We start from the raw sequence: 25,606 nt of genomic DNA, 5'->3' as shown, positions 1-25,606 counted from the left end.
TCGAATTGAAGTTAGGAGTGAGCAAATGGAGAAAGAATCAGTAAAGCATATGTCTCGACCACGTCCGGAAGATGAGAAAGTAAAAATACTCAATCGTCTAAAGCGTATTGAGGGGCAAGTTAGAGGAATACAAGCAATGGTTGAAGAGGACCGTTATTGCATAGATATTTTAGTACAAATCTCAGCGATTCAAAGTGCGCTTAAAAATACAGGTTTAACAATTACTGAACGTCACATGAAGCACTGTGTAACAGATGCTATAAATACTGGAGACGGGGATGACTCTATTGAGGAGTTGATGGCAGTTCTTAAACAATTTAGTAAGTAGAAAGGAGGAAAACCTTTGGCAAAAAAAGAAGACTTAAATCTTAATATTACAGGTATGACGTGTGCAGCATGTTCCAACCGTATTGAAAAGGTACTTAATAAGATGGACGAAGTCGATGCGACAGTTAATTTGACGACTGAAAAAGCGTCTATCCAGTACGATAAAGATAAGGTTGATCCTGAAGATATCACTAAAAAGATTAACGATTTAGGATATGGTGTTCGTTATGAACAAACAGAGCTAGATATTACAGGTATGACATGTGCAGCATGTTCTAGTCGTATCGAAAAAGTGCTCAATAAAACATCAGGTGTTGAACATGCCACAGTCAATCTAACTACTGAAAATGCGATGATTGAATATAATCCTAATATGATTGACGAAAAAGGTTTAATCGATAAGATAGGAAATCTCGGTTATGGTGCGAATAAGAAACGTTCTAATGAAGAAAAAATTTCCCATAAAGACCAAGAATTAAAAACAATGAAGTGGAAAGTAATTATAGCAGCAATTCTTTCAGCGCCATTACTAGTCACCATGTTAGATCATCTATTTGGTGTTAACTTACCGGATATATTTATGAATCCATGGTTCCAACTTGCTTTTGCGACACCGGTTCAATTCATTTTGGGTTGGCAGTTTTACCGTGGAGCTTATAAGAACCTAAAAAACTTTACAGCAAATATGGATGTCCTTGTCGTAATGGGAACTACCGCCGCTTACGGCTTTAGTTTATACCAAACTTATTTATGGATGACAGGTGAAGTCGCACATCCTCACTTGTACTTTGAAGCCAGTGCAATCATTATTACACTAATTCTCTTCGGTAAGTATTTAGAAACTAGAGCGAAATCACAAACGACTGGAGCAATATCTAAATTATTAGATATGCAAGCCAAAGAAGCTCGAATTTTACGTCATGGTCAAGAAGAGATGATTTCAGTTGATGAAGTTCGTGTGGATGATGTTTTAATTGTAAAACCAGGTGAAAAATTCCCTGTCGACGGAGAATTGATAAAAGGACGTACTTCTGTTGATGAGTCAATGCTAACAGGTGAATCTATACCGATTGAAAAAGAGCAAGGCGATAGTGTTATCGGTGCGACAATCAACCAAAATGGTAGTGTCCAAGTTAAAGTTACAAAAGTAGGTAAAGATACTGCTCTTGCAGGCATTATTAAAGTGGTAGAAGAGGCCCAAGGTAAGAAAGCACCTATTCAAAGAATGGCAGATGTGATTTCAGGCTACTTTGTACCAATAGTAATTGCTATTGCGCTTGTGACTTTTATCGTGTGGTATTTCTTCGTACCATCAGGCGATTTAGAATCTGCTCTTGTTGCAGCTATATCCGTACTCGTTATCGCTTGTCCGTGTGCTTTAGGACTCGCAACACCAACGTCGATTATGGTTGGAACAGGTAAAGGTGCTGAAAACGGCATTCTATACAAAGGTGGCGAACATCTAGAAAAAACACATAAAGTTGATGTGGTAGTTTTAGATAAAACTGGTACAGTCACTAAAGGTACTCCAGAGGTTACAGATTTCACTGGAGATGATGAAACATTACGTCTCTTAGCTTCTGCGGAAAAAGGGTCTGAACATCCTTTAGCAACAGCAATTGTTGCTCATGCGACCGAAAAAGGATTAGATTTGAGTGAAGTTGACCATTTTGAAGCAATTACTGGTCATGGTATTACCGCTAACATTGAAGGTAAAGAAGTACTAGTAGGAAATCGTAAATTAATGGAGGACCATCAAGTAGATATCGGTGCTGTTGATAGTGAGATTGAGCAATACGAATACGAAGGTAAGACTGCAATGTTAATCGCTATAGACCAAGTATTCAAAGGCTCTATTGCAGTATTAGATACTGTTAAAGACACAGCTAAAGAAGCAATCAAAGAAATGCATGATCAAGGATTAGAAGTCATCATGCTAACAGGAGATAACCAACGTACCGCAGGTGCAATCGCCCGTGAAGTTGGTATTGATGATGTCATTGCTGAAGTTCTACCTGATCAAAAAGCAGATAAGATTAAAAGCATTCAAGATACAGGTAAGGTTGTCGCTATGGTCGGTGACGGTGTCAATGATGCCCCAGCTCTTGCACTGGCTGATGTCGGTATTGCTATGGGAACTGGAACAGAAGTTGCTATAGAAGCGGCAGATTTAACGATACTAGGTGATGATTTAACACTGATTCCAAGAGCGATAAACTTAAGTCACGAAACGATTAAAAATATCAAACAGAACTTATTCTGGGCCTTTGCCTATAACACGCTTGGTATCCCAATCGCAGCCCTTGGTTTCTTAGCACCTTGGGTGGCTGGTGCAGCGATGGCATTCAGTTCAGTAAGTGTTGTCACAAACTCTCTACGTTTAAAACGTGTTAAAGTGTAAATATAAGAAATACAAACAATTTTTGGAGGATGAAAATAATGGCTAAAACAACAATTGATGTAGTAGGAATGACTTGTGGGCACTGCAAAGCTGCAGTAGAAGGTGCTCTAAATAATTTAAATGGTGTATCAGAAGCATCTGTGAGCCTTGAAGATAATAACGTTGAAGTGAACTATGACGATACAGTTACGGATCGTGCTAAAATGACAGAAGCGATTGAAGATCAAGGCTACGACGTAAAATAAGAATAATGAAGTCGAAATCCTATAGTGGGTTTCGACTTTTTTGATGTCTTATTCTTCCACTGTGTTGCTAGATAATGGTAAGATAAACATATTACATAACTAGAACAAGGGGGAACCACACTTGATATTTGTGGTCATTGCTTTACTTTTTGCATCATTTTTCTTCTCAGGAAGTGAAACAGCTTTAACAGCTGTCAATAAAATTAAATTGCAATCACAAGCAACGGGAGGAAGTAAAAAGGCAGAAAAACTATATGAATTGGTGAACAAACCGAGTCAATTCATTACTACAATACTCATTGGTAATAATATTGCTAACTTAATTGCACCAGTTTTAGTGACATCTATGGCAATCCAGTATGGCTGGAGTGTGACCATTGCTTCAACAGTACTCACCATTACTATAATTATTTGTGCAGAAGTCATACCTAAATCGATTGCCGCTGCATTTCCAGAGCGTGTGTCATATATGGTGCGTCCGATTATCTCACTACTGAATATTGTCTTGTATCCGCTAACCTTTATCTTAAACAAGTTAACAGATCTTATTACAAAGTTTCTATCAAAAGGTTCGCAGCCGAGTTGGACAGTTTCTCGGGAAGAAATTATTAATTTAGTTCAGATTGCTGACAACGAGGGTGCACTTGCCTCCACGGAGTCTCAGAGACTTAGAGGGGTGCTAGATTTTAGAGAATTAAACGTCAAAGACGTTATGACAACACCACGTACAGAAATGATGGCAATTCATAAGGATGAAAAAATTAGTGAGGTTAGAGACAGAGTTGTCGATAATATGCACACTAGATATCCAGTTTATGATGAAGATTTAGATGATATAGTTGGCGTATTTCATTCTAAATATTTATTGAAATGGTCACTCACACCAGAGAGACCACTTTTAGATTTTTGTGATCAAGAACCATTAACTATCAGAGAATTTCAGAATGTAGAAGATGTATTAAGACGAATGAGTAAACAACGTCGTCATTTAGCAATCGTGCTTGATGAGTATGGTGGGACAGAAGGGATTCTAACTCACGAAGATATCATTGAGACCATGCTTGGTTTTGAAATTGAAGATGAAACAGATTTAAAAAACGATTCTGTAGTACGTGCCTTCAGTGAAGATAAGATTGTCTGTGATGGTAAAATTACTTTGCATCGTCTTAATCAATTATTTAATACTGATATTCCAGAAGAAGAAGATACTTTATCAGGTTATTTATTATCAGCTTTTGAAGATATTCCAGAAGTGGGGGATAAAACCTATCTTGATAACCTGGAGTTTAAGATTTTGAAAATGGAGGATCACATGATTCGCCTTGTTAAAATTATTAAGCATGAAGTCTCTTTCGACCAGGGAAATGAGGAAGCGAGATGAGTCGATTTAAAATTATAAAGGCTAGCCAGCTTATTTTGGCATTTATCATTGCACTAGCTCGTTTCCTATGGACCGAAGACAAACATATCATTACAACAAGATATCAGTATCGCTCTAAAAATGTACCAGTAGGTTTCGATGGTTATAAAATTGTACAAGTATCGGATTATCATAACGCTTTTTTTGGAAGACGAGCGAGACAGCTCTTAAAAGCTATTAAAAAAAGTCATCCAGATGTGATTTTTATTACAGGCGATGTCATAGACAGACGAACACCTTTCTTAAAGCGCTCTAAGGCTTTTATAGAGCGTGTCACAGATATCAAAGACACTTATTATGTCACAGGAAACCACGAGGCAGACTATAGAAATTTCCATAAGTTATTTGAGATTATTGGAAGCTCAAAGGTGAGGTCTGTAACCAAAAAACCAGTTGAATTAGAAAAAAATGGTGACTATATCAATCTGGCTGGCATCGATGATGTTTGGTTCTTTGGTGATGAGGAAAATGCTTGGACCTATCGTGATTTTGAGCAAGCTTTAAAGAAAAACACGACTAATTTGCCTAATGACTTTACAATTTTACTCGCACATCGGCCAGAGTTGTTAAAAATGTATAGTAAATATCCGGTAGATCTTGTCTTTTGTGGCCATGCACATGGTGGCCAAATAAGATTACCAGTAGTCAAAGGACTTTACGCTCCGCACCAAGGTATAAATCCTAAATATACAGAAGGAATGCATGAAAGAAATGGCACGACTATGGTTGTCAGTCGTGGTCTTGGTAATAGCCGTTTTCCTTTTAGAGTGTTTAATCATCCTGAAATTGTCGTTGTAGAATTGAAAAGAGAAGATCCCGAGTAGTGGATCTTCTCTTTTTTATTAGTTATGCATAATCATATCTAATTGGTCATCTGCAGTAATAGTCTCAGTCTTAACTAAGTATTGTTTCATCTTGTCAAAATCAACTTCTGCTCCAATTCCAGGTTTGTCACTGATGGTCACTGTACCATTTTCTGCGACAACTTCAGGAGTAATAATATCTTCAAACCAGTATCTTGAAGAAGAAGCCGTGTCTCCCGGTAAAGTGAAATTGCTAAGTGAAGTAATTGCTACGTTATGTAGTCTTCCAACACCTGCTTCTAACATCCCACCACACCAGAGAGGAATATTGTGTTTTTCAGCAAGATCATGAATTTTAATAGATTGAGTTAATCCACCTACACGGCCGACTTTAACATTGATAATCTGACAGCTTCCCATCTCTATAGCAGCAGCGGCAGCTTCGTAAGAATCTATACTTTCATCAAGACAAACGGGTGTTTTAATTTCTTTTTGTAATTTAGCGTGATCGATTAAATCTCCAGCCATCAATGGTTGTTCAATCATCATTAGGTTGAACTCATCTAAAGCTTTTAGGGTCTCAATATCATCTAAAGTGTAAGCAGAGTTAGCATCAACCATGAGTGGAATATCTGGATAAACTTCACGGATATTCTTAATCATATCTACGTCACGGCCAGGTTTAATCTTAACTTTAATTCTTTTGTAGCCTTCTTTAACTTTCTCATCTATTTTTTCGAGTAATGCCTCATCAGTATCTTCAATACCTAAAGAGACACCAACATCAACAGAAGTCTTTTTACCACCTAGAGCTTCTGCGAGTGTAATGCCTTTTTGTTTAGCATATAAATCCCACACTGCACCTTCAATACAAGCTTTAGCCATATTATTACGTTTGAAAGGTTTGTAAATCTCCCACACTTCATCAGGATGTGAAATTTCTTTACCGATGACTAATGGCCCAAAGTATTTTTTAAGTGCAATTAAAGTTGAGTCCATAAATTCTTCCGAATAAAGAGGATCTTCACCGGAAACACATTCACCAAAACCACTTGTACCGTCCTCATCAATTGCCTCAACAATAGTGATAAAGCGTTTCTGTTGAGTGCCAAAAGACGTTGTAAATGGATTTCTCATATCCATTAATAGTTGATATAATTTGATTTCTTTAATCTTCATTTTTTGTCCTCCGTTATCGTGATATACAAGTATTATACACCATATATAGAACATTTCTCTGTTTTATCTGTATTAATTAAATTTTCTTACAATTAATTTTATGCTATATTAAATAATACATAAAACTATTAAAGAAGAGGGATTCTATGATAGAGACAAAGATTAATGAGATATTTAACCATATTCATCAAAACGCGGAGTTGAGTAATGAAGAAGTCAAAACGACAGATTACATATACGACTTTTTGAAGTCAGAAGGGTTTGAACCAGTTAAATTTAAAAATATTACAGGCTTATATTGTGATATGGGAAACTGGAGTGGAGATTACCCATTGATTGGCATGAGAGCAGATATTGATGCACTTTACCAAGAGGTTAACGGGCGTCTTCAAGCGAATCATTCTTGTGGTCATGATTCGCATATTTCTATGGTGATTGGTGCCATGTTAAAACTTAAAGATCATGAAGCTTTAAAAACTAGAGGGGTACGATTTGTCTTCCAACCTGCTGAAGAGTTAGGAACAGGTGCCTTAGATGTCTTGAAAGAAGGCGTAATCGATCCTTTAGATTATATGTTTGGTATTCACCTTCGTCCGATAGAAGAAGCGAGAGATGGTTTTATCTCTCCAAGTATTGAGCATGGGTCTGCAGGTTCTTTTGAATTTAGAATTTCAGGTCATGATGCACATGGTGCCAGACCTCACCTAAATTCAAATGCCATAGAAGTAGGCTCAGCGATTGTTAATATGCTATCTAAAATACATATTAATCCTATGGTTCCAACGAGTGCTAAAATGACAAAATTTATGGCAGGTTCTAAATCTTTAAATATCATTCCAGGTTCTGCAGAATGTGGAATCGATGTGCGCGCTCAAACAAACTCGGCTATGAAAGAACTGAAAGAAAATATCCATAATATTTTAAGAGTGGTTGAAGAATTATATGATGTAAAAATTGAAAACCTTGAGGAATCAAGCATCGTTGCAAGTGAGAGCAATGAAGATGCAATTGCGGTCTTTCGTTCAGCAATCATTGACACAGTTGGAGAAGAGCACTTGTTAGAACCGATCGTGACAAGTGGGGGAGACGATTTCCATAACTACACCGTGCAATATCCTAACTTAAAAGGTGCAATGCTAGGTTTAGGTTGTGATTTAACACCAGGTCTTCATCATCCTGATATGACTTTTAATCATGAAAGAATGCAAACAGGTGCGGATGTTTTATACCAAACAATTTTAAATGTCCCAGCAAAATAAAAAAATCAGCCGATTCAAAAGAATCGGCTGAATTTTTTTATATATCTCTATTCAAATTAGGATCGTTTGGATGACTTTTATCACTGTCGTTATTTTCTTTAAATAATTGACTACCGTCATGCTCTTCTCTTAATTTTCTAGAGTATAAGAAAAGAATGATAATTGCTGCAATTCCACCTGTGACAGCATTTAATAGTGCGAGTAGTACACCGAGGACAGGCTGTTTAACATAGGCGGTAAAAATTCCGACGAAAGCGATGGATTCCATCAAGACATAAGTAATTGCAATATCACCAATACTGAGACCCATGATGTATAAGACGAGACCACCGATAACAAAAGCAAGACCTAGTTGCTTAGGTTCAAATGATCCTTTTTTCATAATATTACCATCATAGGCTTGGCCACCTATATAAAAAGTTCCAAATGGTAGAAAAGCTAAAAATGGTAAGTGATAGCCTTTAATTTCTGCAACTCTAAATAAAAAATATCCTTGTAGAAGCCATTTTAATAGTGCGATGATTAACACGATAAATAAAAAGAAAATACCGATGGCAGCTGCACCAAAGAAAAATGCAATAAATTCCCAGCCCATATGTTCACATCCCTTAAAAGTTAAGATAATTGTAACATTATTTTTTGGCATAACAAAACAGCTTGGTTTTCTATTTTAGAAAACCAAGCTGTTTTATTTTGTCATTGGCTAGTGTCTATTGTACAAACGACGATTAATTCTTTCTGCGTGTCGATATGCATTAATCACACCATACAACCAAACAATTGGCATTGTAATAAATCCAATTAGTATATATAAGAGTAGCCCATTAACTATTTGTATAAGGATGAGCAAGATCCCTTTAAAAATCTGCCCATTATATATTTGTCCGAGTCCGGTAACAAAAAAGCTTAGCACGGCGGCTATTCCAGCATTTTTTTCGCCTGGCATTTATCTGTCCCCACTTTCTATTATTCTATTAATATTTACCCTTCTTAACGGTCGTCAAAACTATCTTCTCGACCTTTTCCACCTGGCATTCTAAATGGCCAGAAAGCACCACGTTTTAAAGTGACAATTAAAGCTGGCACAAGGAGTGGTAAAACGATAAAGGCGTAGAAAAATAGTGCGAATATAATCAGACTGGTCACTTGAACAAGTATGGCAATACCAGACGGATAGAGTGCTGCAAAAGTACCTGTCAATATGATTACAGCTGTAATAACAACTGTTCCCATGCGCTTAATTGAAATTTCTATCGCATCTCTAATTGTAGTATATCGTACCTCTTCTTTGAAACGGTCGATAATGAAAATAGAGTAATCGATTCCTAGAGCAACAAAGATAATCAAGCTAAAGAATGGTACTGCCCAGTTTAGTTGATCGATACCAAACAGTGATAGAATCCATTGTGATATGGTCATTGATGCAAAGTAAGTAATGAAGATAGAACTAATCATTACAATTGGTAAGATAAGAGATCTAAAGAGCACAGCTAGAATAATGAATAAAGTAACAATGAAGAGAATGACTACGTTTGTATAATCTTCACTCGTTACGGTATCAAGATCTCGGTTCATACTCGTTACGCCGGAATAATAGGCGTCAGTATCAGGACGATCTAAACGTGTGAGTTCATTATCGACAGCAGCTTCTATGTCGTCTAAAACTGTTAGAGCTTCATTGCTGTAAGGATCGACATCTAAAACAACATTCATCTTAACAGCTTGCCCATCTGCAAATGAATATTGATCGACAACAGTTTGGAATTCTTCTTCTTCTAACATTTCGTTTGGAACGTTTAGTCCAGTCATAGCACTTGCGTCATTCTCATCGACTGCAGTCATTAAGTCACCAATACCATTCAAGCCTTCATTGATTTCATCAATACCTTCAGACATTGTTTGTAGGCCGCTTGCAAGCTCAGCCATTTGACTTGCTGCCGCTTCAGTTTGAGTCTGAATTTGTTGATTAGCTTGTGAGACACCACTTGACAGTTGTGAAGCACCAGCTGATAGCTGTTGAAGTTGAGCGCTAGCACCTTGAACGTCACCTGTCGCACTTAAGTATTGGCTCACACCAGAAATACCTTGGTTAAGCTCATCAATTCCTGCTTCAAGTTCACTCAAATCTCCACCTGATGTTTCAGTGTTGGATATTTGTTCGTTGATGTCAGCGAGTCCAGTCGACATTTCACTTAGACCATCTTGTATCTCTGATAAACCATCATTAGCTTGATTTAATTGATAGGTTACTGTGAGTTCATTCATTTTATCTCCCATAGGACGGGTAAGTGTTTGAACTTCTTTGACTCCATCAACTTTAGAAACTGAATCTGCAACAGATTCTAAACGTGTGAGACCTTCTGAATTTACTAATTCTTCATCATTGTTGAAGATCACTTCAACAGGGAAGGTTGCACCTGCATCAAAACTTTCACTGATTGTATTAACAGCATGTACAGCCGAGTAAGAATCGTCGAGTTCTGACAATGAGTCATATTGAACTTCATCGTTGTAGAAATAAATTAAGGCACCTAAAACGATTACTACTGCAAAAATTGTACGTGTTGGATATTTTAAGGACATCATGCCAAGCGGTGTCCAAATCTTACTTTCTCCTGATCCGGAAGTTTGTTTACTTGGCCAGAAAATATATTTACCAAACAGTACCATTAGAGTAGGTAGGATAGTAAATAAGGAAAGCAGTAAAGCTAAAATACCAACAGCAACACCAACAGCTGAACGATATATTTCAAAGTTAGCAAAGTAAAGGACACCAAATAGTATGGCTCCAGATAGTCCTGAAATCAGAACAGTTTTACCTGCTGTTTTGAAAGTGTTAATCACAGCTTGTTCTTTATCGTGGTGTTCAAGTTCTTCTTTGAAACGGTTAAGAAGTAGTATGACATAATCCGTACCGATACCAAAAAGAATAACGATTAGAAAGCTCTGAGTTTGTGGTGATACCGGGAAACCAAACCATTCCACGAACCAGCCAACGAAAGATTGACCAAGTAAGTAAGCAATACCCACTGAAATTAATGGGATAAAAGGTGTCACGACTGAACGGAACATCACTAACAGAACGATGACGATGATGGCAATGGTGAAAATTTCTGTAGTTTGAACACCGTTCATAGCATCTTCTTCAAGTGTTTTTTGAATCATTTCATTCGAAGTAATTGATGAATCAGCACCAGTATCATTTAAACTTTCGATTTCTGATGCATTTTTTAAGATATCATTCGTATCTCCAACGTATTCCATTGGAATCATCAAGACACCAGTATCTTCATTTATAAAGCTTTCTTGCATATCTTCGTTAAAAGAATAAGGATTGATCACATTTTCTGTATAGTCTAGGGACTCTAAGTCAGTGATATAATTCTCAACATCTTCTTGGTGTTCGAGTGGAGAATTTTTAAATTCTAAAACTAAAGACATCATCTCGACATCTTGATCATGTTTTTCTAAAAATTGTCTAGCCTCTTCACTAGCAGCAGAATCAGGTAGTTGCACATCACCTTTTTCTGCAGCAAGTTCAGTTAAATTTGGTGATAAAATAAATGAAACTATGGCGAAAATCAGCATAAGTGCTGTGATTGGCCATTTGAATTTAAGCACCTGTTTCATTAAATAATCCTCCATCCATATTAAAAGTTTTAATGATTATCTGACTTGCTTCAGTCAGCTTTTTTTGTTCTTCAACTGATAAATTTTCAATTTTATGACCAATCGTAGTGTGTAGATGCATTAATATTTCTTCTATGACTTGGTTTGCACTATCAGTTAAGCTAATTAGTTTGGAGCGTCTATCTTTGGATTCAACATTCTGACTTGATTTGACTAGTTTTTTAGTAGTCAGTTTCCTAAGTGCATGTGCAATTGAACTTTTTTGAACCTTAAGCTTCTCAGATAATTCAGTAGGTGTCGCAGATCCATTGATATGTAGATACTCTAAAATAGACAGTTGTTCTTTTGAAATGTGCATCTGACGAACGGACTCTGTGACATCAGAAAACACATGGGCATAGCCGTAACCAAAGACTGCCATTAGACTGTTTATTGTATCTCTATTATCATGCAATAACTCTTCCTCCATTCTTTTATGTGTCGATAAGCAAAAGTAGTTTAACATGTTCAACTATATGATTGCAAAAATAAATGACTGGATTTATGAATGTTATTGCAAGTGAGCGGGTATGGATGAGTAAACGATATAAAGGTGAGTGGATTTATGTTTGAATACTTGAGGTTATATAAGGAGAGAGCAGCAGGACAACATGGAAGAGTAATCGGTTTTTCTATTTTACAAATTATTTTATGTATGATTATTCCATCACTTGTCATATTTGCTTTAATGTTTCTACCTCTGCTCCTAACTTTTACTGATGCGAGTGAAGCAACAGTAGGAGTGTCGATGATAATTTGGAGCCTAGTTGCAATGTTACTCTACATTGGTTTAATGATTTTTGTCATCTATCCAATTATGGCAGGGATACTACGTTACTTTGCTTTTGCTTACAATGGTGAGACGGTTAGCTTTAGCCAGGCCTATGATGTCTTTAAAAACGGTAACTACTCTAAATTGATAAAACTCACTTTGCTTAGTATTTTATTCTATTTTGTTATCTCGCTTGTTATTGGTTTTATTGTAAATATTTTAGTGACCATTATTATTTTACCTATCGCACCGCTTGGAATGTTGATCGAGAACCCTGATTCCGCTATGCAAGGTGTATCTATTGTCATGATGATTTTCTTAGTAATCTTAGCGATTATCATTTCAATTCTTGCCTACATTCCATATATTATTCTGTTCATTTACCTATCATTGGTCTTCATGGTTTACATTGATGAGCCAAGAATACCAACGATGGATAAGTTTAAAATCGCTTGGAATATAGCCTTTAAATCTAGAGCAAGCATGGTTAAACTCTTCTTCTCTAATTTACTGTATTACATTGGCATGATTATTTTAATCTTTGTCATCATTATTGGCTTTAGCCTATTAGCTGCATTTGCAGTAGGTGGAGAACAACCGTTCATAATGTTTATTCTTATGTTCTTGATGTTTATCATCTTAATTGCTTTAAGCGTATGGATATATTACCGCATCGTTGGTTCAATAGTTGCTTATTACTTTGTAGGTAGAGCATCATTAGATGAAATGGAAGATCAGCGTGCAGAAAGTACTCTTGTAAAAGACAATCCGACAGATGACTTAGAATAAGTGGCGTAAGGCCTTGGGATTATTACATCCCAAGGTCTTTTATTTTTGTAATAAGTTTTAATATTTGCATAATTTATTATCAATTGTAAAATTAATTTATATCAATTGAATGCAGGTGTCTGAATGTCTAATTTTGCAAAAGGAATGTTACTTACAGCGGGTGCATATGTGATTTGGGGAGTACTACCGATATACTGGAAACAAATAGAATCGGTATCATCTCTTGAAATCATCGCTCACAGAATTTTTTGGTCTTTTATCTTTATGCTTGTATACATAGCTGTCACTGGTCGATGGCAGTATTTAAAAACGAATCTGACCTACATATTTTCAAATAAGAAGAAAACAATCAGTCTTATCCTTGCTTCTATCATTATTTCTACTAACTGGTTAACCTATATTTTTGCAGTCAATCAAGGATATATTTTAGAAGCAAGTTTGGGCTACTACATTAACCCCTTTGTCAGTATTTTACTCGCTTTTTTCGTATTAAAAGAGAAGTTTTCAAAAGGGGAATGGCTCGCAATTTTTATCGTTTTTCTAGGTGTCCTATACATGTCCTTAGGGGTTGGTGGTATTCCATGGCTAGCATTAACCTTAGCTATTACCTTTGGGGTTTACGGACTGATTAAGAAGACGATTAATATTGATGCGACCTATGCTTTAGCTGTGGAAACTGCAGTCTTAGCACCACTTGCTTTAATCTATATTATCTATCTTAATGTCACAGGTGGGAATACTTTAGATTTCGGCTTCAACATGGAAACTTTATATACTACAGGGACTGGTGTAGTCACTGCTATTCCTCTGTTAATGTTTGCCATAGGAGCGGTGTATATTCCACTGTCTGTCATTGGATTACTACAGTATATCGGACCAACACTTATGCTTTTAATTAGTATATTCATCTACGGAGAAGCCTTTACCACAACCCATCAGATCTCTTATTCTTTAATTTGGTTAGGACTGGTGATTTATACTATTTTACGTTTCAACAACTCTCGACCGAAACGTTCTAAGAAGACTGTTAAGCTTACCGATAGCTAGCATTTTCTTAGCTATAAAAGACAGTACATGTTACTATTTAGAAAGATTTTAGTGCGAGGGGCCTGAGTCATGAATTATTTAAAATATGTTGGCTTATTGATTTTTATATTTAGTGTCTTAGCGGCTTGTCAGAACAACACAAAAAAGACAGAAGAAGCGGTAGAAGATACAAATTCTTCTGAAGAGACAGCTCTAGAGAAACCACAAGAAGACAAGGCTGAGACTAGTGATAGTAAGGATGAAGAAGAAACAGCAGAAACAACTGAGAAAACGGATGATAAGAATTTACAAGCAATTACAGCAAAAATAGATGAGGTTAAGAGCTACAAGGCTGAATTAAATTTAACCGCAACACTAGATGATTTGAATGAAGAAAATCTTGATGCAGAAGTCGACATTGTCAATGGAGATCCACCACAAATAAGATTGAAAAGTGGAGGAGAAGAACGGACTGTTTCAAGAGATGGGCAAACTTACTTTTATAACGGGACGGATTGGATTAATGTCTCTGAATCCGTTGATGCTAATTTACTTTACAGTGTGACTTATAACCAAGCAGTGTCAGCCTTACAAGCAATGTCAGAAAGTCTTGAAGTACATGAAAAGGATGACAAGTTAATTTATGAATATCAGGGTGATAACTTAGACATTTATAGAAATTTAGAAGCCTTAATTCAAGTTAACTTTGGACAAATTGCCCTAGAATCTGTTGAGACCAATGTCAAATTCATCATCGATAATAAAGAAAAACGTATCGAAGAAATCACTTTTGATGTTAATGGTACAGATTCAGAAGGTACTTTTTCTATAGAAGGACAAACAAGATTTTCGAACTTTAATGAAATAGAGGAAATCGAACTACCACAATAGACAAAACACGCTAAATTCATTAAGAATTTAGCGTGTTGTTTTATCCATAGAATACTTTATTTAATTTTTAGTCACTTAGAGGGTGCAAGCGCATTTCAATAAAGTCTCTCTCTTCTTGAAGTTTTGGAGGTAGGGATAATGATTCTCCTAAGGTTTCAAGTGGTTCATCCACTGTAAAACCTGGACCATCTGTTGACACTTCAACTGTAATGTTACCTGGAGCAGTGATATATAGAGCTTTAAAATAATGTCTGTCGACGATACCAGATGAACGGTATTTTTCTTCATTCACTTTATCTAGTATATTTTTTAAAGCTGTTTCATCTTTTACTCTTAATGAAAAGTGATGAACGCTACCATAACCTTGTTTTTCAATATTTGTTGTCCTTGATTCAACAACAAATACAACATCGTCTCCAAATAATACTTTAGCTTCTGTGTCAGTATCGATGTCACCGTCAAAAGTACCACCTAACATTTGTAGGAATAAGACCATCGGTTTGAGATATTGGACAGTCAATTCAACACCGTAAATACCGGTAATGGCAAATTCTTCGGGAATACCTTCATGCTTGTTAGGTTCTGAATCTTGATAATCAGGATCGACAAGGAGTGCAAATCTTTGATCTTCACTATCGGAGAACTTCATACATGTGTGACCAAAGTATTCAATCACACCTTCATGATAAACACCGTATTCTTTAAAACGCTCACGGAAGAAGGAGATTGCTTCAGTAGAAGGGACTCTTAAAATCGTTCTTGATATCGAATTTGTACCTGCTGTGTATTTTGGTGCTAATCCAATTTCAAAAAAGGTAACATCTGTGCCTGGACTTCCTTTATAGTCACTATAAAACAGATGATACATAGAAGGATCGTCTTGATTGACAGTTTTTTTAACCAATCTATGCCCTAATATTTTTGTGAAAAAGTCGTGGTTTTCAATGATGTCTTTAGTAATAGCTGATACGTGATGAATGCCGTATGTAGTCATAATGCATCCTCCTTTAATCTCATTAAGTTTATTATATAATATCAGTATACGTATCTCTATTAGGAGGGCTTTGTAATGAAACATTTATTTATTAAAAGTAGGCAAGAAGAGGCAACAGAAACACTCATCTTGTTACATGGGACAGGTGGTAGAGAGACAGATCTTTTAGAAGTTGCAGCAATGGTAGATAGTGAAGCAAACATACTTAGCTTGCGCGGTGAAATAGATGAACATGGACAAAGTAGATTTTTCAAAAGGCTGTCCGAAAAAGAGTTTGATGAAGAAAGTTTGAAAGAAGAAGGCGATAAAATCTTTGAGACCTTACAAAACTTAGAGAAAGAATATGACTTTGAGCTAAAGAACTCCGTCTTAATTGGTTATTCAAATGGTGCGAATATGGCAGCCTATCTCTTACTGAATTATCCTATAGGGGTGAGAGGTGCAATGTTGATGCACAGCGCCTATAGAAGTGAGACTGTTAATACTGATATGATTTTTGACACTGATATCCTTTTAACCGCTGGTGCCCAGGACGTAGTGGCTACAGCAGGGGAGTCATATAGCTTAAAGCAAAAATTAGAAAATAAAGGTGCTAAGGTGACTGTTAAACTCACTGATGGAGGACATAACATAGAGGCAATGGAACTCATGGAAGGGCATGTTTGGTTTATGCCAATTAAAAAAGCCCTCAGAGATGAGGGCAAACTCTTATAGATAATGTTTTTGTAAGTAGTGATGTAGACCATTCTCGTCACATGTGAATTCTGTGATATCATCAGCTAATGCTTTTATGCTGTCGTGTCCATTTTTTAGAGCAGTGGATTTTCCGGCGACTTCAAACATAGAAATATCATTCATAGAATCGCCAAAAGCATGAATATCTTCTAGAGAAATATTCATCTCTTTAGTGAGTATTTCTAAACCCGTCGCTTTATTTGTACCGTACACCATAATTTCTGAATTGTGATTAGAAGTTTGATAGACTTGAAAGCCTTTTGATGTTGTAAAGTGTTTGATTAAATATTGATGCCAATTATCCATCTTTTCTTTATTGTTTGAGAAAAAGTAAAACTTGATAATATCATCAAGGCTAATATCATCTTCATCAATCCATTGAAAATCGCTTTTCAAAGTGCGTTCTGTTCCTATTTGTTCATAATCTAGGACAGTTGGATCTGCTGTAGCGGTCAAATCCTCCATGGAATATTCCATGTCTTTTTTATAAGTATAAGGACCACCTTGATTCGCCGTAGTGATTTCGTAATAAATTTTATGCTGACGAACTTGATCGAGTACAAAATGAATTTGTTCTTTAGAAAAAGCTGTGCTAGATAAAAGAGCATCTTTTGAATATACTGTCATACCACTTGCAGCAACATAACCGTCTATAGGAACTTCCGCAGGTACTTTTTGATGAATCATTTGTTTGGAACGACCGGTTGCGATTATGATTTTTATCCCTGTGTCGTGGAGCTGTTGTAAAGTTGTGACTAATTGAGGTGGAAACTCACCAGCATGGTTGAGAACTGTGCCATCTAGATCGAGAGCAAGTGCTTTCATCGTTTGTCAAACCCCTATTCTAAGTAATATAATCTTTTTAATTTTATCATATTTTCACTTGTGTGATAAAATACCATTATCTTAAGGGAATATAAAGGAGACGTATAAGATGACAAATACTAACGTCTATTTAGAAAAATATGATTTAGAAGATCTACATCAACTGGCTGTTAATACGGGTGTAGAAAATCCAACTGCATTAGACAAAGAACAACTAATCGAAGGTATTTCTAGTCGGCTAGACTCTGACTATGTTTTGGAATATACCTATTTATACAGTGATGACAATGCTCTTGAGACTTGGAGTCAAGCGTCTAAGGATAAAGAAAAGTCTAAAAACCTTAATCTCAATGATATTTACGGCCTATATATAATGGGACTTGCTTATGAAGAGTTAACTGAAGCGGATAATTTCTTTATTATAGAAGAAGTCTTACCACTTTTTAAAAAGGTTGATACTGAGAAAAATCGAGAAAAAAGATTGACCATACAAAGACAACTAAACTTAATAAGAGCAGCTTTACATCTTTACGGGGTCGTAGAATTCAAACAACTTACTAAACTATTTAAGAAATATTATGGCATGGAAGTAAGTATTGAGAGTATTGTTGATTTAATAAATGAATCACCTTATGTCATCACTATAAATGAAAAAAATAAAGAATTAATTATCGATGACATGACAGAAGAGCAATACCAAATTATTCGTCAACATCAACAAAAGTATAATTATTATGAACCTGAGTTTGCTAAATTCATCAAATTCTCAGATCCAAATTACATTGATGAATCAAGCTATCATAAAGAATTAAAAAATTGGGTAAGTGAGCATTTAAATAAGAGTGTTGTCTCTTCAGATAGTTTATATATTCAACTACTGCGTATGATGATCAGCGGACAAAAACGACAGGATATAGTTGATGAAATCAACAGGCTGGGTTATGAATTTTCAGCTGAAGAAGAAAATGACTTTTTTACTCTCGTTAGTGAAATTATTAAACACACAAGATACTTTCAGTACCGTGGTAAATCTCAAAGTGAGCTAGGTCAAAAGACTGTTGTTAAAGAATTTAAAGTTGGTCGAAATGATCCGTGTCCTTGTGGCAGCGGAAAGAAATATAAGAAATGCTGCGGTAAAGCAGTCTAAAAAGCGCCAGTACTGGCGCTTTTTACATAGGGGGAGCATTATGCATTGGCAAATCTTTAAGGCTTTTTTAAGAATTGGCTTACTCGGTTTTGGTGGGGGACCTTCTTCTATTCCCTTGGTGAAATTGGAAGTTGTTGATAAGTATAAATGGATGACAAATGAAGAGTTTCAAGACGTTTTAGCAATAGCTAATGTTTTACCAGGACCGATTATTACCAAGGTAGCAGGCTATATCACCTACCAATTAAAAGGATGGTTAGGTGTAATTAACTCCCTAGTTGCAATGATTTTGCCAACAGCAGTCTTAATGACTGTTCTCTTAGCCTTATTTACAGGTTTTAAGGATTTGGACTGGGTTCAGGGCATGAGTGCTGGAGTTGTACCAGTAGTATTGGTGATGCTAGCAGTCCTCACTTTTGAATTTTTACAGACTGCAAAATCAGCTATGACATGGAAGTTTTTAATTCCTTTTACTTTAGGTATGTTATTTATTTTAGAGTTCTTGAATATTCATCCGGCTATCGTAATTATAATCATCATTGTACTCAGCCTTTTACAGAAGGATAAAAAGGAGGAGACATCATGATATATTTTGAAATATTTCTTGCTTTTTTAATACCTGGAATTTTAGGTTATGGGGGTGGACCCGCTTCTATCCCTTTAGTTGAAAGAGAAGTAGTGGATACATATGGTTGGATGACAACTGGAGAATTTGCAGAAACCTTAGCCCTAGGTAACGCCTTACCTGGACCAATATTGACTAAGATGGGTGCTTATATCGGTTATGAAACAGCTGGAGTATTAGGCAGTGTCGTCGCAGTGGCAGCAAGTGTACTTCCATCGCTTTTAGTAATGGTTGTACTTGCGAGTCTACTATATAAACTCAAAGGAACAAATAAATTCAAAACTTTGACGAGCTTAATCAGACCAGTCATCGCAATTTTAATGGCGATGATTGTAGTGGATTTTTTGACTAACTCTATTGAGGTATCCGGTTATTATCACACTGCATTTTTAATTGTGGCGTCTTTTATCCTACTGCAAATTATTAAATTACATCCTGCATTTGTGATCCTATTCGGTTTAATTTACGGTGCGCTTTTTATCCGATGAAACACAAACTTTAATTTTTTTGAAGCCATGTACTATAGTAGAGGTATAGATAAACTCAAAAAAGAAAGGAAACAAACAAATGACATATGAAATACGTGAGATGAGAGTATCTGATGCTAAAAGTATTATTGAACATAAACAAATTGTGACAGATGAAAACCCAGATACTTTAGCAACTGCGATTGAAAATCGACCAATCACAATTAGTGAAGAAGAAGAAACGATTAAATCTTTGGATGAGAATGATTTCGGTATTGTTGCGCTTGATGGCGATAGAGTGATTGGTATGTTGAACATGCGCCAAGATAAGCGTAAGAAGATGGAACATATTGCACAGTTCGGTATCAGTTTACAAAAAGATTTTACTGGGGCAGGGACAGGAACTAAAATGATTGAAGCAGCTTTAGATTTTGCTAAGAAAAACGACATCATTGAAAAGGTCATCCTAACAGTATTTAGCAACAATCCAGCAGCAATTAAACTCTACAAAAAACTTGGTTTTGTAGAAGAAGGTACTCTGAAGAATCAAGTGAAATTAAAAGAGGGCTATACAGATTTAGTCTATATGTCGAACTTTTTGGAAAAATAAACTATACATTTATTAGCCGTGATATGATAAGTCTAAGTAGAAAATAAATGAAATAGGTGATTGAATGAAAAAGAATCATGTGTTTATTTATGCATTTGCACTGACTTTATTTACGGCTGGTATTATATTTTCGACAATGGCAACTTATACTGAAATTTCACCACTATCATTGACAATGATTGCAATTTTCATGGTGATTATTTTTATCTCTTACGTGTTTGCACTCTTAGCATACAGAAAGAGAACATTGAAAAACCAAGAGGAGAATCGTTGATCAACGATTCTCTTTCTTTTTAATTTTAGGAGGGTAATTATGGGTAATTTTAAAGAAATAAATCAAAGAGCACAAAAAAATACAGGAAGAATTCAAGAGACTCAAAAAGATTTTATGTCTGCTTTTAAGAAGCTTCAAAAAGAAGGCTATAAAGCAAATGCTTTAGATGAAAAAACGAAGGAATTCGTTGCATTGACTTATGCTATCGCAGATAAGTGTGAAGGCTGTATTGGTAATCACGTTAATAAATTAGTTAAGCTCGGTGCTTCAAGAGAGGAAATATCAGATATTGTCGTTGTCTCAATCGTTATGGGTGGCGGTCCTGCTAGTGTTTATGGAGGAAAGGCTTTGGAGGCATATGATGAAGCCGTTAGCGAGTGATGAGTTAACGATTAAACATCTAAAGATAAAAAGAGCTTCTTTTGATGTTGAGGTAGAGAATGTACAGTACTCTAGAGGACTACATATATTATTAGGAGCGAATGGCAGTGGGAAAAGTTCAATTTTAACAGGCCTAACAGGCTATGATAGTCATTCGATTAAAGATAGAGAACTTTATTTTAAAGGTCAGAAACTAGACTCTACCGAAGAAATCATTAGCTATTTACCTCAACATAATCCAAGTTTTCAGATCTCTGTCCATGAGTTTATCAATTTAACTACAAATAGGCAGCACTATAAGATAGACATTGATGAATATCTTAAGCACTATAAACTTGAACAAGATAAGGATCGTTCTGTCGACACCTTGAGTGGTGGTGAATTTAAACGTGCTCTAGCAGCACAAATAGAAATGGAAGATAAGCCAGTCATTATGATGGATGAGATAGAACAAGGTCTAGATGTAAATTATCAGCACTTAATTTTATCGAGATTAAAAAAATTAAGTAACACTAAGATAGTAATTCTTGCTATGCATGATTTAAGTTTAGCAATGACCTATGCTGATACTGTAACGACAATAAAAAAAGGCACTGTGGTCAATGCCAAAGTACCTAATCATGATGTAACTTCAGAGATGTTATCTAATATTTTTTCACGTGAAATAAGCTTGGTGCGTCAAGACGAACGAGTAGCAATATTTACATGAGTGCACCGAGTGCACCTGAAAACTCACCGCGCTCTAAAATATACGCTTCTCCGCCCTTAAGATGACTGTAACTTTTTATGATGTCTGTCATAACTGTGTTATCGAGTAAAGTAGAACCGATAAAGACCATTTTTTTAGTCTCAAAGGCATCTGCAAGATTGAGTGCCATGGAAGTGACAGTCTCAGCAACTAAGCCGATAACTGCGATGAGTTGATCTTCATCACTGGCCTTATCATCACCATTTAAGACATTACCGAAATTACTTGCAGTTAAATCTCCAGGAATTGGTGTAGGTCTGCCATTATAAATATGGTGGACCTTTAAATCGACATTATCTCTAACACCCAGTTGAGCTTTTTCAACTATCGTTTTAAAATCACTTATGCCCGTGAGTAAATGACTTAAACCTACTAGCGTTCCTCCACCAACACCTGAGCCTCCCACTCGTTTTTGACCAGTTTTACTTGCTTGGTGAAAACTTGTACCTGTTCCAACATTTAAATATACATAACGGTCAAAATCATAACCTGCTTCTTCTAAAAGCATACTTAAGCCTCGAAAAGTAGCATCAAATTCAATGGAAGTCTCTACTTCGAAATTTAAATTTTCTTGCATGTATTCTGCCTTACCACCTGTTAGAAACACTTTATCCTCAGCGTGATTTTTATTTAACATATCAATGACTTGATCGACATTTTTTGAAGGATATTTTGTAAATGTTCTACTGTCTCCATCTACTTGAACCATTTTAATTAGAGTACCGCCTGCGTCAACTCCGATTTTCATAAAACCTCTCCTAGTTTATATATAGAAACAGCGCCCAAACCTTGAGCGCTGTTTTTTCTTCTTTTATTTTAATACTTTTTCGGTTTTTGTCTACGCTGCATTGCACTATTCGGTTCGCGTCTTAATCCTTTTGTTACTGAAGCAATCATCAGGACTAAGATCACACCAAACGGCAAACCGGCGAGTAAGGACGCTGCTTGGAGACTGGTTAAACCACCAGCTAGAATTAAAGCGATGGTTAAGAAACCTAAAAGTAAGCCCCATAATACTTTCAAACCAACTGGCGGGTTATCAGTAGATCCTATACTCATACCTGCAACAATGAAGGTTGCAGAGTCTGCTGAAGTGACTAGGAAAGTGAATATCAATACAATCGCAATAATTGATGTGAACCAGGACATCGGTAAGGTATCAAATAAAGCGAACAAGGCTTGTGTCTGATCATCTAAGACAATTTCTCCGATATTAGTATTGTTCATTAAATCAGAGTAAATCGCAGTACCACCTAGAGCACCAACCCATAAAAAGGATAGCATTGGCGGCACAATCAAGATACCAAGCACATATTCACGAATACTACGTCCACGAGAAACACGTGCAACGAATGAACCGATGAATGGACTCCATGCAATTACCCAAGCCCAATAGAAGACTGTCCACTCTTGGACCCAAGAGCCTTCAGAATAAGGTTGCATACGTAATGAATAACCAACAAAGTTTGTTAAGTAGTCACCTAGACCTAAAACAATACTTTCCATGATGAAAGTAAATGGCCCGACTGCCATTATGAAAATGGTGAGCACTAAGGCGAGTACCATGTTTAAACTAGAAAGGAATTTCATACCTTTTTTCAAACCGGAAACAGTAGAAAATATAAATAAGCCAGTCATAGCTGCTGTTAAAATAATTTGTGTTAATGGTCCAGATGGCACACCGAAAGCGATGTCTAAACCACCGTCCATCTGCATGATTCCAAGACCGACAGATGTTGACATACCTGTAACTGTAGCAATAATTGCTAAAATATCGATAGCTTTACGTGCTTTTTGATTATAATCTAGGCCAAATAATGGCTCTAAAGCAGTGGATACTAAACCATCTCTATTTTTACGGAATTGGAAATAACCGATTGAGAGTCCAGCGACCCCGAATATTGACCACTGTGAAATACCCCAGTGGAAATAAGTATATCCCATAGCAAGACGTGCAGCTTCAGAATCTTGTATTGGACCACCTAAGAAAGGTGATATCATAAAGTGTTCCATAGGTTCTGCGACACCGTAGAAAACAAGACCGACACCGAGACCACTTGAGAATAGCATTCCGACCCAAGACCAGAATGAGAACTCAGGCTTTGAATTGTCTCCACCTAGCTTTACTCGACCATATGGTGACAAGGCGAGGAATAGTAGGAAGACACCAAAACCAAAAACTAATAGTAAAAAGAACCAGCTAAAGGTTTCAGAGATGAACGCATAAACATTCTCTGAAGCAAGTTGGAACTGGTTTGGAATAATCATAGCGATTAAAGAAACGACTATGATGATTGATGCTGCAGTCCAAAAGACAACCCCTAGTTTGTTAAATTGAAATTTCTCCGGTTGATCCGGATTGATTTGTTGCTGTGAAGTATTACTATCTTCATTCTTCACGAGTTTTCCCCCTATATATTTTGTAGTTTAGTTATCTACTACCCGGCAATGACGACTTGAAACTCTAGAGGTGGATTTAGTATATTTATGTCTAAATTGTCACTAAGAAGGGTATGGAGCCATAATAGCAAACTATAGAAACTTGTCAAAAAAGGGGACGAATATGGATATTTCAATTAGAAAGTATAAAGAAACAGACCGAGACGCTTTAGTAGATTACAAATTAAATGAACAACAACAGATTTATTCTAGCTTACCGCTAGATGTATTAGACGATGCTTTAAAGGATGAAAATCGTACGGCTAATATTGTTGTGGCGGATGATGGCAAGATTGTCGGATTTTTCGTCTTGCATAAACACTATCAACACGAGGGCTACGACACACCACACGAAGTAGTATATGTCCGTTCTTTATCGATAAATGAACAATATCAAGGTAACGGTTATGGAACTAAGGTTGCTCAATATTTACCTGTGTATGTTCAGGAAAACTTCTCTCAATTTGATCACTTGTACTTAGTCGTTGATGGAGAAAACCAAGGGGCTTGGAATTTATATGAACGTGCAGGATTTTTACACACCGCAACAAAAGAAGATGGTCCAATTGGTAAGGAAAGATTATATTATTTAGACCTTGCGAGATCTTATGTGCCAAACTTAAAAGTTGTGCTTGATGAAGAAGCAGAGAGTCCTAATGTTCAATTTAATTTAGTTTTAGATGACTTAGTAGCAGGACATATAGATGGAGAAATCACAGAGAAGAAATTATTGATTAACAATATTTTTGTTGAAGAAGAATTCCGTGAAAGAGGAATAGCAGAAAGTGCAGTCAGACAATTAGGTACAGCAGTTAGAAAATACTTAAAAACAGTTGATACTGTTGAGGTATTTGTTAGTGAAAGTGAACTTACAGATATCTTTACTAGAGCTGGTTTTGTTCACCCGCATGACACAAGTGAAGAGAATCATTATCAGAAATTGGTAAGATACTAATTTAACCCTTGAAAGATAGGAGAAAAATTTGTATCATATCCTAAGGTATTTACATCTTGAAAGGATGACGTAAATGAGACTAGATAATTATACTAAAGAAATGATGGACGAAAATTCATTTATTGATATGTCTCACATATATTTGGAAGATGTAGGGAAAGATTCTAACCTCTACGATATGATCGACAAATTTAAAGAGATTGGCAATTACACTGAAAGTGAGATTGAAAACAGAATTCTTCAGTTCTACACTGACTTAAACACTGATGGACGTTTCTTGAGTACAGGTGAAGGTGTTTGGGGTCTGCGTGAATGGTATGCAGTAGATGATATCAACGACAAGATTGCACCGACTGTTCATAAGATCGAGATTGCGGCTGAAGAAGAATATATTGACGATGAAGACTATCCAGGTGCAAAAGAACTCGGCGAAGATATAGAAGAAATTGATGACACACTTCATGGTAATGAAGACGAAGAAGAAGATGACACAGATGCTGAAGTTGATGTCGATGAAGAAATTGAATTTGATGACAAGGAAAAACTCGAAGACGAATATGACGATGAGGCAGACGCCTACTAATTATTATTGACATTTTCCTTGTAAGTGATAATATTTTAATTG

General features: G+C 36.2%; 27 protein-coding genes. 19 read left to right on the top strand and 8 right to left on the bottom strand.

Going from position 1 to position 25,606, the window contains the following annotated elements; all coding sequences use genetic code 11:
• The first annotated feature begins 25 nt into the window (after nt 1-25).
• From JEOSCH030_RS02835 to JEOSCH030_RS02815, 5 genes are all read left to right on the top strand, one after another.
• The gene (locus JEOSCH030_RS02835) at nt 26-328 is read left to right on the top strand and encodes a metal-sensing transcriptional repressor (RefSeq protein ID WP_185125111.1); all 303 of its coding nucleotides are present in this window, start codon (nt 26-28) and stop codon (nt 326-328) included.
• 15 nt (nt 329-343) lie between these two features.
• Nucleotides 344-2,728 (top strand): heavy metal translocating P-type ATPase, encoded by a 2,385-nt coding sequence (locus tag JEOSCH030_RS02830; protein ID WP_185125110.1) that lies wholly within the window; start codon nt 344-346, stop codon nt 2,726-2,728.
• A gap of 38 nt (nt 2,729-2,766) precedes the next feature.
• Nucleotides 2,767-2,973, top strand: a complete 207-nt coding sequence (gene copZ, locus JEOSCH030_RS02825; protein WP_185125109.1) for a copper chaperone CopZ — start codon at nt 2,767-2,769, stop codon at nt 2,971-2,973.
• Between the two features lie 130 nt (nt 2,974-3,103).
• Complete coding sequence (locus JEOSCH030_RS02820; RefSeq protein WP_328794782.1) at nt 3,104-4,354, top strand: hemolysin family protein; 1,251 nt, start codon at nt 3,104-3,106, stop codon at nt 4,352-4,354.
• A complete protein-coding gene (locus JEOSCH030_RS02815) occupies nt 4,351-5,217 on the top strand; it encodes a metallophosphoesterase (protein ID WP_235962204.1) in 867 nt (288 codons plus the stop codon). The genes JEOSCH030_RS02820 and JEOSCH030_RS02815 overlap by 4 nt, the downstream gene beginning before the upstream one ends.
• Before the next feature lie 18 nt (nt 5,218-5,235).
• On the opposite strand, the gene menC is transcribed toward JEOSCH030_RS02815, so the two are convergent.
• Nucleotides 5,236-6,375 (bottom strand): o-succinylbenzoate synthase, encoded by a 1,140-nt coding sequence (menC, locus tag JEOSCH030_RS02810; RefSeq protein ID WP_185125107.1) that lies wholly within the window; start codon nt 6,373-6,375, stop codon nt 5,236-5,238.
• 146 nt (nt 6,376-6,521) lie between these two features.
• Here menC and JEOSCH030_RS02805 point away from each other — a divergent pair, with 146 nt between their 5' ends.
• Entirely contained in the window at nt 6,522-7,634 is a 1,113-nt protein-coding gene (locus JEOSCH030_RS02805; protein WP_185125106.1) for an amidohydrolase, read from the top strand.
• A 37-nt stretch (nt 7,635-7,671) separates the two neighbouring features.
• Here the strand turns inward: JEOSCH030_RS02805 and JEOSCH030_RS02800 are convergent, their stop codons facing one another.
• From JEOSCH030_RS02800 to JEOSCH030_RS02790, 3 genes are all read right to left on the bottom strand, one after another.
• On the bottom strand, nt 7,672-8,280 hold the full coding sequence (locus tag JEOSCH030_RS02800; RefSeq protein ID WP_185125105.1) for a hypothetical protein: 609 nt from the start codon (nt 8,278-8,280) through the stop codon (nt 7,672-7,674).
• Nucleotides 8,281-8,624: 344 nt separating this feature from the next.
• On the bottom strand, nt 8,625-11,264 hold the full coding sequence (locus JEOSCH030_RS02795; RefSeq protein WP_185125104.1) for an MMPL family transporter: 2,640 nt from the start codon (nt 11,262-11,264) through the stop codon (nt 8,625-8,627).
• Nucleotides 11,248-11,718 carry a winged helix DNA-binding protein gene (locus tag JEOSCH030_RS02790; RefSeq protein WP_185125103.1) on the bottom strand — a complete coding sequence of 157 codons (471 nt, stop codon included), beginning with the start codon at nt 11,716-11,718 and terminating at the stop codon, nt 11,248-11,250. The genes JEOSCH030_RS02795 and JEOSCH030_RS02790 overlap by 17 nt, the downstream gene beginning before the upstream one ends.
• Before the next feature lie 150 nt (nt 11,719-11,868).
• Between JEOSCH030_RS02790 and JEOSCH030_RS02785 the strand changes: the two genes are divergently transcribed.
• From JEOSCH030_RS02785 to JEOSCH030_RS02775, 3 genes are all read left to right on the top strand, one after another.
• Nucleotides 11,869-12,864, top strand: a complete 996-nt coding sequence (locus JEOSCH030_RS02785) for a hypothetical protein (protein ID WP_185125102.1) — start codon at nt 11,869-11,871, stop codon at nt 12,862-12,864.
• Between the two features lie 123 nt (nt 12,865-12,987).
• Nucleotides 12,988-13,911 carry an EamA family transporter RarD gene (gene rarD, locus JEOSCH030_RS02780; protein WP_185125101.1) on the top strand — a complete coding sequence of 308 codons (924 nt, stop codon included), beginning with the start codon at nt 12,988-12,990 and terminating at the stop codon, nt 13,909-13,911.
• Between the two features lie 69 nt (nt 13,912-13,980).
• Nucleotides 13,981-14,781, top strand: coding sequence for a hypothetical protein (locus tag JEOSCH030_RS02775; protein ID WP_185125100.1), 801 nt, complete (start codon nt 13,981-13,983; stop codon nt 14,779-14,781).
• A 67-nt stretch (nt 14,782-14,848) separates the two neighbouring features.
• Here the strand turns inward: JEOSCH030_RS02775 and JEOSCH030_RS02770 are convergent, their stop codons facing one another.
• The gene (locus JEOSCH030_RS02770) at nt 14,849-15,775 is read right to left on the bottom strand and encodes a VOC family protein (protein WP_185125099.1); all 927 of its coding nucleotides are present in this window, start codon (nt 15,773-15,775) and stop codon (nt 14,849-14,851) included.
• Nucleotides 15,776-15,850: 75 nt separating this feature from the next.
• Here JEOSCH030_RS02770 and JEOSCH030_RS02765 point away from each other — a divergent pair, with 75 nt between their 5' ends.
• Nucleotides 15,851-16,489: an alpha/beta hydrolase gene (locus JEOSCH030_RS02765; RefSeq protein ID WP_185125098.1), complete on the top strand. Its 639-nt coding sequence runs from the start codon at nt 15,851-15,853 to the stop codon at nt 16,487-16,489.
• On the opposite strand, the gene JEOSCH030_RS02760 is transcribed toward JEOSCH030_RS02765, so the two are convergent.
• The gene (locus JEOSCH030_RS02760) at nt 16,484-17,335 is read right to left on the bottom strand and encodes a Cof-type HAD-IIB family hydrolase (protein ID WP_185125097.1); all 852 of its coding nucleotides are present in this window, start codon (nt 17,333-17,335) and stop codon (nt 16,484-16,486) included. The two genes, JEOSCH030_RS02765 and JEOSCH030_RS02760, sit on opposite strands and share 6 nt — an antisense overlap.
• Before the next feature lie 109 nt (nt 17,336-17,444).
• Between JEOSCH030_RS02760 and JEOSCH030_RS02755 the strand changes: the two genes are divergently transcribed.
• The 7 genes from JEOSCH030_RS02755 to JEOSCH030_RS02725 all read left to right on the top strand — a co-directional run bounded on the left by JEOSCH030_RS02755 (nt 17,445) and on the right by JEOSCH030_RS02725 (nt 21,548).
• A complete protein-coding gene (locus tag JEOSCH030_RS02755; RefSeq protein ID WP_185125096.1) occupies nt 17,445-18,482 on the top strand; it encodes a YecA family protein in 1,038 nt (345 codons plus the stop codon).
• A gap of 40 nt (nt 18,483-18,522) precedes the next feature.
• Nucleotides 18,523-19,068 carry a chromate transporter gene (locus tag JEOSCH030_RS02750; RefSeq protein ID WP_185125095.1) on the top strand — a complete coding sequence of 182 codons (546 nt, stop codon included), beginning with the start codon at nt 18,523-18,525 and terminating at the stop codon, nt 19,066-19,068.
• Nucleotides 19,065-19,595, top strand: coding sequence for a chromate transporter (locus tag JEOSCH030_RS02745; protein ID WP_185125094.1), 531 nt, complete (start codon nt 19,065-19,067; stop codon nt 19,593-19,595). The genes JEOSCH030_RS02750 and JEOSCH030_RS02745 overlap by 4 nt, the downstream gene beginning before the upstream one ends.
• 79 nt (nt 19,596-19,674) lie before the next feature.
• A complete protein-coding gene (locus JEOSCH030_RS02740) occupies nt 19,675-20,184 on the top strand; it encodes a GNAT family N-acetyltransferase (RefSeq protein WP_185125093.1) in 510 nt (169 codons plus the stop codon).
• A 64-nt stretch (nt 20,185-20,248) separates the two neighbouring features.
• On the top strand, nt 20,249-20,458 hold the full coding sequence (locus tag JEOSCH030_RS02735) for a hypothetical protein (protein ID WP_185125092.1): 210 nt from the start codon (nt 20,249-20,251) through the stop codon (nt 20,456-20,458).
• Between the two features lie 39 nt (nt 20,459-20,497).
• Entirely contained in the window at nt 20,498-20,839 is a 342-nt protein-coding gene (locus JEOSCH030_RS02730; protein WP_185125091.1) for a carboxymuconolactone decarboxylase family protein, read from the top strand.
• The gene (locus JEOSCH030_RS02725; protein WP_185125090.1) at nt 20,820-21,548 is read left to right on the top strand and encodes an ATP-binding cassette domain-containing protein; all 729 of its coding nucleotides are present in this window, start codon (nt 20,820-20,822) and stop codon (nt 21,546-21,548) included. The genes JEOSCH030_RS02730 and JEOSCH030_RS02725 overlap by 20 nt, the downstream gene beginning before the upstream one ends.
• On the opposite strand, the gene coaW is transcribed toward JEOSCH030_RS02725, so the two are convergent.
• Complete coding sequence (gene coaW, locus JEOSCH030_RS02720; protein ID WP_185125089.1) at nt 21,541-22,335, bottom strand: type II pantothenate kinase; 795 nt, start codon at nt 22,333-22,335, stop codon at nt 21,541-21,543. The two genes, JEOSCH030_RS02725 and coaW, sit on opposite strands and share 8 nt — an antisense overlap.
• Nucleotides 22,336-22,403: 68 nt before the next feature.
• Nucleotides 22,404-23,987, bottom strand: a complete 1,584-nt coding sequence (locus tag JEOSCH030_RS02715) for a BCCT family transporter (RefSeq protein WP_185125088.1) — start codon at nt 23,985-23,987, stop codon at nt 22,404-22,406.
• A gap of 163 nt (nt 23,988-24,150) precedes the next feature.
• Here JEOSCH030_RS02715 and JEOSCH030_RS02710 point away from each other — a divergent pair, with 163 nt between their 5' ends.
• Together JEOSCH030_RS02710 and rpoE are read left to right on the top strand one after the other, a co-directional pair.
• Nucleotides 24,151-24,981, top strand: coding sequence for a GNAT family N-acetyltransferase (locus JEOSCH030_RS02710; protein WP_185125087.1), 831 nt, complete (start codon nt 24,151-24,153; stop codon nt 24,979-24,981).
• Between the two features lie 73 nt (nt 24,982-25,054).
• Nucleotides 25,055-25,564, top strand: a complete 510-nt coding sequence (gene rpoE, locus JEOSCH030_RS02705; protein WP_185125086.1) for a DNA-directed RNA polymerase subunit delta — start codon at nt 25,055-25,057, stop codon at nt 25,562-25,564.
• Nucleotides 25,565-25,606 lie beyond the last annotated feature (42 nt).

Origin of the sequence: Jeotgalicoccus meleagridis (assembly GCF_903994045.1) — a bacterium.
Taxonomy (GTDB): Bacteria; Bacillota; Bacilli; order Staphylococcales; family Salinicoccaceae; genus Jeotgalicoccus; species Jeotgalicoccus meleagridis.
The sequence above is the reverse complement of the archived record's forward strand: the minus strand, read 5'-3'. Positions and strand labels throughout refer to the sequence as shown.